At 63.8% G+C, this 13,225-nt stretch carries 14 protein-coding genes; 7 read left to right on the top strand and 7 right to left on the bottom strand.

The window, feature by feature from the left end:
- Window positions 1–14: 14 nt before the first annotated feature.
- The gene (locus G365_RS0101740) at window positions 15–740 is read right to left on the bottom strand and encodes a DUF502 domain-containing protein (RefSeq protein WP_019643776.1); all 726 of its coding nucleotides are present in this window, start codon (window positions 738–740) and stop codon (window positions 15–17) included.
- 125 nt (window positions 741–865) lie between these two features.
- Here G365_RS0101740 and G365_RS19895 point away from each other — a divergent pair, with 125 nt between their 5' ends.
- Together G365_RS19895 and G365_RS24185 are read left to right on the top strand one after the other, a co-directional pair.
- Window positions 866–1,153 (top strand): (2Fe-2S) ferredoxin domain-containing protein, encoded by a 288-nt coding sequence (locus tag G365_RS19895; protein ID WP_155976082.1) that lies wholly within the window; start codon window positions 866–868, stop codon window positions 1,151–1,153.
- Between the two features lie 267 nt (window positions 1,154–1,420).
- Window positions 1,421–3,721 carry a methyl-accepting chemotaxis protein gene (locus G365_RS24185; protein WP_211217645.1) on the top strand — a complete coding sequence of 767 codons (2,301 nt, stop codon included), beginning with the start codon at window positions 1,421–1,423 and terminating at the stop codon, window positions 3,719–3,721.
- An 88-nt stretch (window positions 3,722–3,809) separates the two neighbouring features.
- Here the strand turns inward: G365_RS24185 and G365_RS0101725 are convergent, their stop codons facing one another.
- Together G365_RS0101725 and yajC are read right to left on the bottom strand one after the other, a co-directional pair.
- A complete protein-coding gene (locus G365_RS0101725) occupies window positions 3,810–4,208 on the bottom strand; it encodes an Mth938-like domain-containing protein (RefSeq protein WP_019643773.1) in 399 nt (132 codons plus the stop codon).
- 121 nt (window positions 4,209–4,329) lie between these two features.
- On the bottom strand, window positions 4,330–4,734 hold the full coding sequence (gene yajC / locus G365_RS19885; RefSeq protein WP_019643772.1) for a preprotein translocase subunit YajC: 405 nt from the start codon (window positions 4,732–4,734) through the stop codon (window positions 4,330–4,332).
- Window positions 4,735–5,030: 296 nt separating this feature from the next.
- Here yajC and G365_RS0101715 point away from each other — a divergent pair, with 296 nt between their 5' ends.
- Window positions 5,031–5,894: an ATP-binding protein gene (locus tag G365_RS0101715; RefSeq protein ID WP_019643771.1), complete on the top strand. Its 864-nt coding sequence runs from the start codon at window positions 5,031–5,033 to the stop codon at window positions 5,892–5,894.
- Between the two features lie 59 nt (window positions 5,895–5,953).
- Here the strand turns inward: G365_RS0101715 and G365_RS0101710 are convergent, their stop codons facing one another.
- Window positions 5,954–6,820 carry a phytoene/squalene synthase family protein gene (locus tag G365_RS0101710; protein WP_019643770.1) on the bottom strand — a complete coding sequence of 289 codons (867 nt, stop codon included), beginning with the start codon at window positions 6,818–6,820 and terminating at the stop codon, window positions 5,954–5,956.
- 115 nt (window positions 6,821–6,935) lie between these two features.
- On the opposite strand from G365_RS0101710, the gene G365_RS19880 reads away from it, so the two are divergent.
- The 4 genes from G365_RS19880 (at window position 6,936) to G365_RS0101690 (ending at window position 10,571) form a co-directional block, all read left to right on the top strand.
- Window positions 6,936–7,769 (top strand): squalene/phytoene synthase family protein, encoded by an 834-nt coding sequence (locus G365_RS19880; RefSeq protein WP_081628396.1) that lies wholly within the window; start codon window positions 6,936–6,938, stop codon window positions 7,767–7,769.
- The gene (locus G365_RS19875; protein ID WP_019643768.1) at window positions 7,736–8,563 is read left to right on the top strand and encodes a phytoene/squalene synthase family protein; all 828 of its coding nucleotides are present in this window, start codon (window positions 7,736–7,738) and stop codon (window positions 8,561–8,563) included. The genes G365_RS19880 and G365_RS19875 overlap by 34 nt, the downstream gene beginning before the upstream one ends.
- Window positions 8,560–9,822, top strand: a complete 1,263-nt coding sequence (locus G365_RS0101695; protein WP_019643767.1) for a hydroxysqualene dehydroxylase — start codon at window positions 8,560–8,562, stop codon at window positions 9,820–9,822. The genes G365_RS19875 and G365_RS0101695 overlap by 4 nt, the downstream gene beginning before the upstream one ends.
- A gap of 149 nt (window positions 9,823–9,971) precedes the next feature.
- Window positions 9,972–10,571: a superoxide dismutase gene (locus tag G365_RS0101690; RefSeq protein WP_019643766.1), complete on the top strand. Its 600-nt coding sequence runs from the start codon at window positions 9,972–9,974 to the stop codon at window positions 10,569–10,571.
- 130 nt (window positions 10,572–10,701) lie between these two features.
- On the opposite strand, the gene G365_RS19870 is transcribed toward G365_RS0101690, so the two are convergent.
- Genes G365_RS19870 through hflX form a run of 3 tightly spaced genes read right to left on the bottom strand, consistent with a single transcriptional unit; the run spans window position 10,702 to window position 13,132 of the window.
- Window positions 10,702–11,481 (bottom strand): inositol monophosphatase family protein, encoded by a 780-nt coding sequence (locus G365_RS19870; protein ID WP_019643765.1) that lies wholly within the window; start codon window positions 11,479–11,481, stop codon window positions 10,702–10,704.
- Window positions 11,482–11,524: 43 nt separating this feature from the next.
- A complete protein-coding gene (locus G365_RS0101680) occupies window positions 11,525–11,797 on the bottom strand; it encodes a hypothetical protein (protein WP_019643764.1) in 273 nt (90 codons plus the stop codon).
- Window positions 11,798–11,845: 48 nt separating this feature from the next.
- Window positions 11,846–13,132 (bottom strand): GTPase HflX, encoded by a 1,287-nt coding sequence (gene hflX, locus G365_RS19865; RefSeq protein WP_019643763.1) that lies wholly within the window; start codon window positions 13,130–13,132, stop codon window positions 11,846–11,848.
- Between the last annotated feature and the right edge of the window lie 93 nt (window positions 13,133–13,225).

The raw sequence follows: 13,225 nt of genomic DNA, 5'->3' as shown, positions 1-13,225 counted from the left end.
GATCGGGGAAAATCTCAGGGGACCGCGTTCTTTTCATACTCAGCGATTTTTTCACGCACCGCCGGGGTTACGATCCCCCCGGAGACGATAAACTTCAGCCCGTCATCGACGGACATCTCCAGCGGGATCAGATCCGTTTCGCGGACAAACAGGATATAACCGCTGGTCGGGTTGGGGGTGGTCGGCACAAAAACGGTCAGCAGCGCTGCGCCGCCATGATGCCCCTGCCCCAGTTTTTCCGCCACTTCGCCCTGCGTGGAGCCGGAAATCAGCCCCAGCGTCCAGGCCCCTGGGTGGGGAAACTGCACCAGAACCACCTGCCGGAACGCGTTGGACTGAGATTTCAGGACGGTTTCGAAAATCTGTTTCACCGCCGCGTAAATACTGCGGACCACCGGCATTCTGGCTAAGATAGATTCACTCAGGCCGATCACGAAACGACCGAGGAACCCGGCTGCCAGCATCCCCACCAGCACCAGAAAAACCAGCAGCACCAGCAGCCCGACGCCGGGCACCGAAAACGGCAGGTAATCGTTGGGGGAATAGCCGTGCGGCAGCACGCTGCCGACCTTCTCATCAACAAAGCTGATCAGATTCCAGGCAATATACAGGGTCACGGCGACCGGGGCCGTCACCAGCATACCCGCAAACAGATAGGCCTTCAGCCGGGCCCCCAACGTAATACGGACGATCGGGGTTTTCGGCCCGTCAGGGGGTGGAACTGTCGGGATCTCGGTCATCACGCTGCCTTCTGCAATTGCGCAGTCTTTTCTACTGCTTGAGGGGGATGCTACAGGGTAAACTCCGCCGGGGGAAACCTTATTGGGCCATCCCGGCGGACGGTGGCCAGACCATGGGGCAAAAAATGTCAGAAAATAAGGCAGTGATCCGCATTCTGTCGTGCCAGACGAACCGCTATTCGCAATATGCCGACTGCTGCCATCGTAAAGGGGCGGCTGACACCCTTGCCGCCCTGCGCAGTGCCGTGACTGCCGCCGGGCTGGATCACCGGGTCAGGATCGAAAACGGCCCCTGTCTCGGCTATTGCTCCGTCGGGCCCAACCTGCGCATCGTCGGTCACGATCTGCTGAACGGCGTTACCCCGGCAATGATCCCGGCCCTGATCGACCGCCTGAAAACATTAGCAGACTGAAGGGTTCGCCCCCGGTTCACGGCCTGTCGCCGCTGCGGTCATTACGACCACAGATTGATGATCCGACAGTCTGTTTAGACCACTTCGCAAGTTGTCGGCAGGTTTCACGGAAGATTAACCATTCCGCACAGGCGCGAACGCATACTCTGCGCCCGCCGTCAGCAGCGGATCAGGGGCGAACGGGGGTAATCCGGTCGGGTCTGCTGTCAGTCCGTCTCCCTGGGGGGGAGAGGGCGGACGGTTGGGCTAGACTTTTGGATTATGACGATGCAGGCATCCCCTCCCGCCCGTACCCGTCCGCCCCGCGATGGCGGCTCCCAGTCGTTCTGGGCCCGCTTTCCGATCGCGGTCCGCATTTATCTTATTTTCGGCCTGGGTATGCTGGGCCTGCTCGGCGGTGGTGCGGTACATTTCATCAGCGATGCGGCGCAGGATTCCTTACGCACCCGCAGTGCCGTGATGGCCTCGCTCGCCACCGCCACGCGGGAGGCACAGCGCCACATCGTCGGCATGGAACTGGCGGTGACACGGTTTGAACAGGCCCCCGATCAGGCCCGCAAAGACTTCGCCGAAGAACTGGCCATCGCCCGCACCGATGTCAACCGTGCAGTCTCGTATACCCAGAGTGATTCCGCCGCGTCCGGCATGACAGAAGCCCTGCAGCAGATGCAGGCAATGCTTGATCAGTCAGAGGCCGCCTTCACCGCCTATGCCGACCGGTCGCTTGCGGTTGGCCTGACGGCGGACAGCGGCATCCGCGCTGATCTTTCAAAGCCGGTGGCGGCAATCGAGACGGAATTCTCACAATGGCCGAATATCGGCAGCCTGATGGGCGTGTTACAGCGGCTGAAGCGGTTTGAGCAGCAGTTTCTGCTGACCCCGGATGATGACAGCCTCGGCAAGCTGAAAAAGACCGCCAACGAGCTCGACTTCCAGATTTTTGGCTTTTCGTTCGGGCAGGAAACCAAAACGGCGCTGTCCGGTGAGATCACCCGGTATTCCAAAGCGCTGAAAAGCTATACCGACGCGGTCAATCAGCGGAAGGCCGCCCTGACCGGGCTTCAGCAGACCCTGAAAACCCTGACCGGCACCGCCGACAGTGCCATCACCACGGCGGGGACCCATGCCGCTGAGGCTGAGGCTGACGCAGAGACCGGGCGGGCGGTGACCAAAAAAATCATGCTGGTCGGCGCCCTTGCCGTCGCGGTGCTGATTGCCGTTCTGTCGATGGCGATTGCCCATTCCATCTATCGCCCGATCAATGCGATCAGCGGCGCGCTGCTTGATCTGGCAGAGGGGGACGATGCCATTCACGTCCCCGGCATGGGGCGGCGCGATGAAATCGGCAGCATGGCCCGGGCGCTGGGCACCCTGAAGGCATCGGTTTCAGAAGCCTATCGCCTGCGCCAGATGGTGGAGGTACAGCCCGCCCGTGTCATGCTGTGCGACCCGCAGGGCCAGACCATCACCTATGCCAACGAGGCCGCAATCTCTCTGCTGAAGCGGATGCAGGAACATATCCGCTGCCCGGCGGAGGAGATCGTCGGCCAGCCGGTCAGTGTCTTCCTCGACAATCCGGCGATTGTGCCTGACCGGCTGGGCACCCCGGATCTTCTGCCCTATGCCGCCAAGTTCCGGCAAGGGGATGTGACGGTGGAAAGCACCGCCAGCGCCATCTACGACCGCTCCGGCCGTTTTCTGGGGGCAATGATCAACTGGGATGACGTGTCCTCTTACGTCAGACTGGCGGATGACTTCGAGAAAGAAGTCAAGGGAGTGGCGCAGGTGGTCCAGATGGCCGCAGCCCGGCTGGCCACCGCCGCCCACGGCATGAGCACCTCGGTCGGCGATGTCCGCCAGCGGTCCGGCGCGGCGGCTGAGGCGGTACGCCAGACCATCGACAACGTGCAGACCATCCATTCGGCCACCGCCCAGCTCGTGCAGGTGATTGACGGTATTGAGCAGCGGGTTCACGACGCCACCACCGTTTCGGAACGGGCCGTGCAGCAGGCGCGGGAGGCCGGAATGGTGATCACCGGGCTGGAAGATGCCGTGGGCCGGATCGGTGAGGCAACCCGGCTGATTTCCTCCATCGCCAACCAGACCAACCTGCTGGCCCTGAACGCCACCATTGAGGCCGCCCGCGCCGGAGAAATCGGCAAAGGCTTCGCCGTGGTTGCCAACGAGGTCAAGCAGCTGGCCCATCAGACCAGCACAGCGACCGAAGACATCGGCGCCCTGATCCGTGATGTGCAGGATGCCTCTTCCGAAGCGGCACAGGTGATTGAACAGGTGGCCGGCACCATCGCTGAAATGGAGCAGATCACCACCGCTATTTCTTCCGCCGTCGCCGATCAGAGCACGTTTACCCAGCAGATCCGGGTTTCGGTCTCCAAGGCGTCAGAAGACAGCCACGGTATGGCCAGCGATATGGATGCGGTGCTGACGGTCAGCGATCAGGCGGAATCTGCCGCCAATACGGTGCGCCATGCCGCCGACAGCATGTCCGGACAGGCCAGCGGCCTCGACAGCCGGGTCGAGGAATTCCTGAAGTCGATGCAGTCGTAACAGAGGCGGTTTTTCCGGCCAGAGACCAGAAAAAGGGCGACCCCGGACAACGGGGCCGCCCTTTCCGTCCTCACGACCGAGGAATCGGTCAGACCGGCAGCAGGGCCACGGCAACCCGGCGGTCTTCCGCCACCAGCACGTTGTACGTGCGGCAGGCGGCCCCGGTATCCATCACATCAAAAGCCAGCCCACGCGCCTGCAGGGCCTGCCGCAGGGCCGGGGGTGGCAGCGCCATTTTGGCACCGGTGCTGAGCAGCAGCACCTCCACCGCCGGGCTGGCGGCAAAAACCTCGGCCAGACTGTCTTCCGTCACCTCCGCCAATCCGCTGACCGCCCACGGGATGGTGCGGGTGGGAAAGACAAGCACCGGCTGTTCCCACACCGTGCCGGAAATGCGGAAGCGCCCGTCGCCGTAGGCGCTGACCACCAGCCGCCCTTCCGGGATTGCCGGGGTAATATCCATGAAGCCGGAGGACGAGTTTTTCATAGCGGCAGTTCCAGAGTAACAGGCGGATGGGGGATGCTGCAGATATGGACCAAAAAAGAAGGCCGCGCCAGCGGCACGACCTTACTTTTTCATCAAAGACGGCAGGGGCCGGAGACCGGCCTTACTTGCCGCCGAACAGCTTCTTCAGGCCGCTCGGCTTTTCTTCGGTCTTGGTGTCATTGGCCGGGGCCGCTTCAGCCGCGACCGGCTTGGTCTTGGAGGTGACGGCGGCGATCATGTCGCGCTTCACGGTCACCTTCACGCCTTCGGCGATCTCGACGATCAGTTCATTCTCGGCTTCGTTGACCTTCTGCACGGTGCCGACGATGCCGCCGTTGGTCACAATCCGGTCACCCCGGTTGACGGCAGACAGCATCTCCTTATGGGCCTTCATGCGCTTCTGCTGCGGACGGATCAGCAGGAAGTAGAAGACGATGAAGATCAGAACCAGCGGCGCAAACTGCATGAGACCGGCTTCGGCACCCGGGGCAGCAGCGGCCTGAGCATAGGCTGGCGAAATGAACATCAGGAAATCTCCACTGGGTCAGTCAGCCCCCGGCAGAACAGCGCCGGAGGAAAACGGGTTGGCCGGACTATACCGGTGCCAATACGCGAATGCAAAGCCAAACCGGACGGTTCTGCCCGCCCCGCCGCCTTTAAAACCGACGGTAAACGAAGGGTCGGGCCCCGGTTGTCTGCCTCAGGCGGCTGCAGGCGCATCATCGGCGGGTGGGAAAGCCCGGATGGCTGTGTTACGGTCACCGCCCCTGCGCGCCCGCAGGGGTGAAAAACACGTATGCTCCGCATCAGATGAGGTTGCCCGTGACCACCTTCAACCCCGATCTTCTGCCTGTTCTGGAACGGATTGCCTCGGCGCTGGAACGTCTGGCCCCGGCAGCCCTGCCCGCCAACGACCTGAACGCCGCCGATGCCTTTGTCTGGCATGCTGACCGCCAGTGGCTGGAGCCGATCCCGCAGGTTAACCGCGTCGATATCACCCTGCTGAAGGGCGTGGAACTGCAACAGCAGCAGCTGTTTGATAATACCCTGCGCTTTACCCGGGGGTTGCCTGCGAACAATGCGCTGCTGTGGGGGGCGCGGGGCACCGGGAAAAGCTCTCTGGTCAAGGCAGTCCATGCCGCGGTCAATGCGGCCACCGACGGGCGGCTGGCGCTGGTGGAAATCCACCGGGAAGACATCCCCACCCTGCCGCAGCTGCTGACCCTGCTGCGCGCCGGTGGTCGGCCGTGCATCCTGTTCTGCGATGATCTGTCCTTCGATCAGGACGATAACAGCTATAAATCCCTGAAAGCGGTGCTGGAAGGCGGCGTTGAAGGCCGCCCGAAGAACGTGATCTTTTACGCCACATCCAACCGCCGTCATCTGCTGTCACGGCAGATGATCGAGAACGAGCAGTCTACCGCCATCCACGCCGGTGAGGCGGTGGAAGAAAAAGTGTCGCTGTCTGACCGTTTCGGGCTGTGGCTCGGCTTCCACAACTTCAATCAGGATACCTATTTTGATGTCCTGCGCGGGTACGTGGCAGCTTTCGGCCTGACGATCAGCGACGAAGATCTGAAGCGTGAAGCGGTTGAATGGGCGATGACCCGGGGCAGCCGCTCCGGCCGTGTCGCCTGGCAGTACATTCAGGATCTGGCCGGGCGTCAGGGCGTGACGCTGGGCTAAGCCAGACGGGGGATCTCTTGCTGGATCCCCCTAAACATCACCCCAAAGGGGGGGATCTCCTAGTAGATCCCCCTAAGGCGCCGCCACAGCATCACCAGCGGGCGGCGGTGCGGCAGGGTCAGCCGGGCATCCAGCAGATCTCCGCCATTCCGCACCAGCCGGGTCAGCCATGCCTCGGCAATCACCATCGGCAGAAAAGCCGCCAGCGTCTGCCCCGGCGGGCGCTGACACAGTGCCCGGGCCTGACGGGCCTGATCCAGCCCCTGCTGTGCCAGCTGTATCATCAGCGGTCCCAGCGACCGCACCGCCTCCGGGCTGTCAATATCGCTGGCAGACAGGATCGCTTCCGGCAGATCCACCAGAGGCAGCATCATGATGCCTTTCTGGCTGTGGGTCAGGACCGACCGCAGCACATAGGCGGTTTCCCATACCGCGCCGCTTAAGCGGGCTGCCTCGGCCGCAGGATGGTCGAAATCACCGCCCAGCACCCGGTAGGCCAGCACCGCCAGACTGCCGCCGACCCCCTGCGTATACTGCTGGAAGAAAGAAGTATCCAGAATCGGCGCTTCTTCCATATCATTGCTGCGCCCGCAGAAATAATCGCAGAACCGGTTTTCCGGCATCGGGGTGCGGTGGATCAGCGCATCCATCGCGTACATCAGCGGCGGGCCGCTCGGCTGCTCCTCTCCGGTCTGCAGAGCGGCGATCCGCTCATACCACCACTGCAGGCGGATACGGCCAAGCATCGGCTCTGACACCAGCGCCCGGATCTGACGCAGCTCGGCATCCAGCGCATACAGCGCCATCAGGTCATCGCGGTATTCCGCCGGGGCCAGCAGGCTGGTGAAAAAGCGGTCCGGGTCACGCTGCCGCAGGTCATCGGCAATCGATGACAGGGCAGAGGAAGACAGAACGGGGGTGGTCATCGGCAGGGGGGCTCGTTTATCGTCTGGCACAAACACTCTCCGCGGGCGCCGGCCTGCGCCGGAACCGCCATCTTCCCGCTATATAGGGGGCTGAAGGCGGAATAGGGATCCCCGAATGACACTTTTTAATCAGTCCGGTCAATCGAAGAGTGCATCCCCCCATACGGCGGAGCCCCTTTCCACGGTGCCGGGCGGGCGTGACAGGCCACAGGGTAAGACAGAGCGGGACGAAGCCTTCCCCGTTGCCGCCCTGCTGCCCGCCGCACACCGCGGGACCGTGCGGCAGTTTTACCGGCTGGTCCGGGCCGCTGACGACGTCGCCGATTCCCCCCATCTGAGCGGGGAGGAAAAACGCAGACAGCTGGCCATCCTGCGTCAGCAGGCGGCAGACACCCTGCCCCCCGCCGTCGCCCCGGAGGCTGCGGCCCTGATTGATGCCTTTACCGCCGACACCGATCACGCCCCCTGCCGGACATGGGCCGAAACACTGGCCTCGGCGCGGGCATCGTCTGCCCCCGTCGGGCGGATGCTGCTGCGCCTGCATGAGCGTGATGTGCTGACGGCAGCACCGGCAGCTGACTGCCTGTGCACCGCCCTGCAACTGCTTAACCATATCAGTGATGCAGAGGAAGACCGCCTCCGTCTCGGCCGCAGCTATCTGCCCGCCGACTGGCTGGCCGAGGCTGCCGGAGACCCCGCCCCGGTGCTGGAGAGGATGCGGCAGGCAACTCTGCCCCTGCTGGTGGCCGCCCGCCCGCTGGTCTGGCAGATCCGCAGTCCCCGGCTGGCCTTTCAGGCAGCGGTGACGCTGGCCTGTGGATACCGGCTGTCGGCCCTGCTGGCCCACCGCCCCGACTGGCGGATTGCCCCACGTTTTGGCCGCCGGGCGATGCTGCGAGCGGGCGGATATGGAATATGGCTTTTTCTGTCGCTGCGGTGGCGCGGATGAGCCCTGATCTGCGTCAGCTCGCCATTCTGCTGTCTTCGCGCCTGCACCGCAGCGGCTCCAGCTTCCGGCTGCTGATCCGTCTGCTTCCACCCGCCCTGAAACATGGAATGACCGTTCTATATTTATACTGCCGGGCGGTTGATGACTGCGCGGACGATGGCGGATCGGAAGGATTACGGCGGCTGGCAGAGTGGCAGCAGGCCATCACCGGCGGCCAGCACCCCGGCGACCCGGATCTTGCCCGCGCCCTGTGGCTGCTGCGCCGGGAATATGCCCTGCCCGACAGTGCCCTTCAGGCAATAATCGACGGTTGCAGGCAGGATCTGGAAGCGCCGCTGCATCACCCGCAGCGGCAGGATCTGGACCTGTATTGTGACCGGGTTGCCGGGGCGGTGGGAACCCTGATTCTCTGTCTGTGCGGCTTTCCGCCCCCGGCACTGGCCGGTTTTGCCGAAAGTGCGGGGCGGGCCCTGCAATACACCAACATTTTACGCGATCTTGCCGAAGATGCCGCGCGGGGCCGCTGCTATCTTCCGGCAGGCACCTCCCCGGAGGGACTGGCCGATGAGGCGGAACGGCTTTTCCGCCACTGCCGCACCCTGACCGATGCGCTGCCGCCTGACCAGCGGCGGCGGCTGGCCCCGGCGGTTGGCATCATCGGGCTGTACCACCCCTTGCTGGCGGCGGTCCGGCAGCGCGGTTTCTCTCCGGTGGCCCTGCACCAGCCGGTCAAAGTACGGCGCCGGGCGATGCTGCGGGTGCTGGTGCGGATGATCGTGGAGAGCTGGCGATGACCGCCGTACACATCATCGGGGCCGGACTGGCCGGTCTGAGCGCAGCCCTGACCCTTCAGGCAGCCGGGCTCTCCCCCCGGCTGTATGAGGCCGCCCCCGGGCCCGGCGGGCGTTGTGGCGGCTGGTCCCCTTCTCCCGGAGGAACCATCCGTGACCGGGGGACCCATCTGATTCTTGCAGGCAATGACACCCTGTGCAGCCTGATCCGCCGTCACACCCCGACAGAGGGCTGGATCACACTGCCGCCCCTGTTCCGTTTTCACGATCTGACGACCGGGGACCGCTGGACCCTGCACCCCGGTCGCGGGCGCTGGCCGGGCTGGCTGTTTTCCGCCGGGCGACGGGTGCCGGGGGTCAGTGCGATCCGCCATCTTCTGGCGCTGCTGGCACTGGAAAACCGTCGCGTTGCCACCGTCGGCGAAGCCGTTGATCCGGCAAGCCTGATCGGGCGGCGGCTGATTGCGCCGCTGGCGGTCGCCCTGCTGAACACCCCGGCAGAGGCTGCCAGCCTGCCTCTGCTGCGCCGGACCCTGCACCAAAGCCTGTACCGGGGTGGCGATGCCCTGTCACCGCTGCTCTGTCAGACCTCGCTGGATCACGATCTGATCCGGCCACTGGCCCTTGCGGTAACGGCAGCCGGGGGAGAAATCCGGCTGCGCACTGCGATCACAGGCCTGACCGCCTCAGCCGCCGGGGTGACCCTGCACACTCCGGCCGGTCCGGTGGACTGCGGTACCGATCCGGTCATTCTGGCAACGGATGCCACGCAGGCGCATCGGCTGCTGCCACAGCATCTGCCCGCTCTGCCGCACAGCCCGATCCTCAATCTGCATTACCCGCTGGATGATGGCTGTCGCCGGGCAACTCCCGACCTGACCGGGCTGTGCGGTGGACGGGCAGAATGGATGCTGCGCCGCCCCGGGCATCTGGCTGTCACCATCAGCGCCGTCAGCGACAGTCTGCGCACCAGCCCGGATCTGGCCCCGCAGGTCTGGCAGGAAGCCCGGCAGATCTACCCGGATCTGCCCGCTGCCTGCCCGCTGCAGGCCCGGACCCTGACAGAGCGGCGGGCGACCCTGCTGCAGACCCCGCAGACCGATGCCCTGCGCCCCCCGGTACATCCCCGCACCGGCGGGTGGCCGCCGACCCTGTGGCTGGCCGGAGACTGGGTGCAGACCGGCCTGCCCTGCACGCTGGAAGGGGCGGCCCGGTCAGGCGTGATGGCGGCGGACGCAATCCGGCAGCGGATCAGCCGCTGATATCACCATGCATGTTTACTGATAAACCTGATAATCCGGCGAAAATGCTGAAAGTCCGGGCTTCACAAAAGCCGACTCTCCCCCTATGTTTTCGCCATCTCCGCAGCACACAGCCTGCCGGGACCTTCGTGGATAGAGAGAGGTTTGTTATGGCTTTTGAACTTCCGGCCCTGCCGTATGACAAGACCGCTCTGGAGCCCCATATGTCGGCCCAGACCTTCGACTTCCATCATGGCAAGCACCACAATGCTTATGTGGTGAACCTGAACAACCTCCTGAAGGACAGCCCGCTGGCCGATGCCGCGCTGGAAGATGTGATCCTGTCCTCCTGGAAGGATAAGAACGCTGGCGTGTTCAACAACGCCGCGCAGGTGTGGAACCACACCTTCTTCTGGAACTGCATGAAGCCGAATGGCGGCGGTGCCCCGACCGGCGCGATTGCCGATGCCATCAACGCCGCCTTCGGCTCCTACGATGCCTTCAAGGATGCCTTCAAGCAGGCTGGCGCCACCCAGTTCGGCTCCGGCTGGGCCTGGCTGGTGGTCGAAAACGGTGAACTGAAGATCACCAAGACCCCGAACGCCGAAACCCCGATGGTGCATGGCCAGACCGCGCTGCTGACCTGCGACGTGTGGGAACACGCCTACTACCTCGATTTCCAGAACCGCCGCCCGGACTTCCTGGCGACCTTCCTTGACCATCTGGTCAACTGGGACTTCGTGAACGAAAACCTGAAGAACGCGAAGTAAGTCACGCCCTTCAGGCTTTGCCCGCCGATGCCGGGCAGAGACCCCAGCAGAAAACCCCGCCAGAGAATTCCGGCGGGGTTTTTCTTTGTAAACCGCACAGCCTGCAGCAGCCACGATCCGGCCCGGCGGCTCAGGTCTTCAGGGCGTCGGCCATCTGTCGCCAGACCACCGCGCCGGGGGCGGTCAGGATGATTCCTTCCCGGATGCTGGGGGCATAGGGCCGCCCGTCCAGCAGGGCGACAAAGGCCCCGGCTTCCTGACAGATCAACACTCCGGCGGCGTGATCCCACGGCATCAGACGGCGGAACACGGCAAAATCCATGCGTCCGGTGGCAATCGCCATATAGTCATGGGCGGCACTGCCATGACGCCGCTGTTCACCGATCCGCCCCTGCAATGCCGCCGGAACCCGGTACCCGGCATTCCCGGCCAGATCTGACAGCGGACGGCCCGCGCCGGTGACCGTCAGGCGTTGCCCGTTACACCAGCTTCCCTGCCCCAGACCGGCATAGACCATCTCATCGGCAATCGGGGCATAGAGCCATCCGGCAACCGTTTGTCCGTCCCGCACCAGCGCGACTGCCACCGCAAAGGTCGGGCGGCCATGCACAAAGTTTGATGTGCCGTCCACCGGATCAACAATCCAGATCCAGCCATTATCACGCAGCCGGTCCAGCTGGGCCGGATCGTCATAGGCGCTCTCCTCCCCCACCACCCGCGAGTCAGGCAGCAGTGCCAGAAGCCCGGCGGTCAGTGCCTTTTCCGCCGCCAGATCAGCATCCGTTACCAGATCATTGGCGTGGGATTTGGCGTGGATCGCCTCCGCCCCCAGAGTTTTAAACCGGGGCAGGATCTCTCGGTGGGCCACATCCCGGATCAGGGCGGCGACTTGGTCGGAAGGGGGAATCATCGTTACCGTCTGGAAGGATCAGGCTGAAGGCAGAAAAAAGGGCTTAGGGGGCGTAAATGTCGCGGTCGTTATGATAGGACTCCGACAATAACGCAAGCAGCCGTACCGCTTCTTCATTCTTCAGCTCGCGCTGCTGCATCAGCCAGCGCAGGATAAAACACGAAAAGGTCACTGCCTCTGCCTTGCCACGCAGGGCAAAGGCAGAGGCAATATCATCAAGGGCCTGATGGGTTTCCAGACGCGCCATAACGTTCAACTGCTTCTTGCTGAAGCGGTTGCGGTTGCGCCAACGGGTCTGGGCTTCGGTCGTTGCCATCAGGGCTGCCCTTTCTCGATTACCCCCCTGACCGGAAAACACCGGGCCTCAGGAAGCGCTGTCGTCCCCTTCGTCCTTCGACAGGGAATCCCACGGGCCGGAGGCCCAGGCATCCTCTTTCTCGCGCCGTTCAGAGAAACGGCCGGCATCGGCCTGATCCAGCCGGACCAGAAACGTCACTACATCATCAGCATCGGTCCGCGACAGCACTTCGCCCCGGCGGTACAGCCACGCCTGCGTCGCACCATCCTGCACCGGCACCGTCACTTCCAGCACCACACGGGCCAGATTCAGACGCTCGTCGATAATCCGCATCAGGCGGTCCAGCCCTTCGCCGGTCCGGGCGGAGACCGGGACCAGAGAGTCACTGCGGCTGCCAAGGGTACGGACTTCCATCAGGCCGTCTTCGTCCAGCAGGTCGATTTTATTCAGGGCTTCCAGAAGGCCGTGTTCAACCTCCTCCTCCAGCCCCAGTTCCTGCTTCAGCACCCGCTCCACATCCGCCTTCTGGGCTTCCGTATCCGGGTGGGCGATATCGCGGACATGCACCACCACATCGGCTTCCAGCACCTCTTCCAGCGTGGCATGGAAGGCGGCAACCAGCTCGTGCGGCAGGTCGGAGACGAAGCCGACGGTATCAGACAGAATGATCTTCCGGCCTGACGGCAGCTCCAGCGCCCGCATGGTCGGGTCAAGTGTTGCGAACAGCAGATCCTGCGCGAACACCTCGGCCTTGGTCATGGTGTTGAACAGCGATGACTTTCCGGCATTGGTATAACCGACCAGCGCAACGATCGGATAGGGCACGCGCCGCCGGGCCTGACGGTGCAGGTGCCGGGTGCGCTTGACCTCTTCCAGTTCTTTACGCAGGCGGGCGACCCGCTCGCCGATCAGGCGGCGGTCGATTTCGATCTGGCTTTCCCCGGGGCCGCCCAGAAAGCCGAAGCCCCCGCGCTGACGCTCAAGGTGGGTCCATGACCGCACCAGCCGCGACCGCTGATAGTTGAGGTGGGCAAGCTCGACCTGCAGCTGACCTTCACGGGTGCGTGCACGCTCCCCGAAGATTTCAAGGATCAGGCCGGTGCGGTCAATGACCTTCACCTTCCAGTCCCGCTCAAGGTTACGCTGCTGTACCGGGGTCAGGTGGCAGTCCATCACCACCACGCTGACCTCAGCATCGGCCAGATCCTGCGCCAGCCGTTCCACCGCGCCGCCGCCAAGATAGGTGGCGGGCTTGAGTGCCGAGACCGGCACCACTTCCGACAGAACAATGTTCAGGTTGATGGCAAGGGCAAGGCCAACGGCTTCATCCAGCCGGGCCTGCGGATCACGCATGGAAACGCCCGGCCCTTTGCGAAGGGCCGGGTGGATCACACACGCTTTTACGGGAGCATTACGCGAGTCTTCAGACACTCGGAAACTTTCAGA

The organism is Novispirillum itersonii subsp. itersonii ATCC 12639 (genome assembly GCF_000381985.1).
In the GTDB taxonomy this organism is placed as follows: Bacteria; Pseudomonadota; Alphaproteobacteria; order Rhodospirillales; family Rhodospirillaceae; genus Novispirillum; species Novispirillum itersonii.
The sequence above is the reverse complement of the archived record's forward strand: the minus strand, read 5'-3'. Positions and strand labels throughout refer to the sequence as shown.

Coding starts and splice junctions, on each gene's coding strand:
- G365_RS19870 (WP_019643765.1), bottom strand. CDS start 11,481: ATGATTCCCCCTTCCGACCAAGTCGCCGCCCTGATCCGGGATGTGGCC.
- G365_RS19875 (WP_019643768.1), top strand. CDS start 7,736: ATGGCTTTTTCTGTCGCTGCGGTGGCGCGGATGAGCCCTGATCTGCGT.
- G365_RS0101690 (WP_019643766.1), top strand. CDS start 9,972: ATGGCTTTTGAACTTCCGGCCCTGCCGTATGACAAGACCGCTCTGGAG.
- G365_RS19880 (WP_081628396.1), top strand. CDS start 6,936: ATGACACTTTTTAATCAGTCCGGTCAATCGAAGAGTGCATCCCCCCAT.
- G365_RS0101725 (WP_019643773.1), bottom strand. CDS start 4,208: ATGAAAAACTCGTCCTCCGGCTTCATGGATATTACCCCGGCAATCCCG.
- hflX (WP_019643763.1), bottom strand. CDS start 13,132: ATGCGTGATCCGCAGGCCCGGCTGGATGAAGCCGTTGGCCTTGCCCTT.
- G365_RS0101695 (WP_019643767.1), top strand. CDS start 8,560: ATGACCGCCGTACACATCATCGGGGCCGGACTGGCCGGTCTGAGCGCA.
- G365_RS19895 (WP_155976082.1), top strand. CDS start 866: ATGTCAGAAAATAAGGCAGTGATCCGCATTCTGTCGTGCCAGACGAAC.
- yajC (WP_019643772.1), bottom strand. CDS start 4,734: ATGTTCATTTCGCCAGCCTATGCTCAGGCCGCTGCTGCCCCGGGTGCC.
- G365_RS0101740 (WP_019643776.1), bottom strand. CDS start 740: ATGACCGAGATCCCGACAGTTCCACCCCCTGACGGGCCGAAAACCCCG.
- G365_RS0101680 (WP_019643764.1), bottom strand. CDS start 11,797: ATGGCAACGACCGAAGCCCAGACCCGTTGGCGCAACCGCAACCGCTTC.
- G365_RS0101710 (WP_019643770.1), bottom strand. CDS start 6,820: ATGACCACCCCCGTTCTGTCTTCCTCTGCCCTGTCATCGATTGCCGAT.
- G365_RS24185 (WP_211217645.1), top strand. CDS start 1,421: ATGCAGGCATCCCCTCCCGCCCGTACCCGTCCGCCCCGCGATGGCGGC.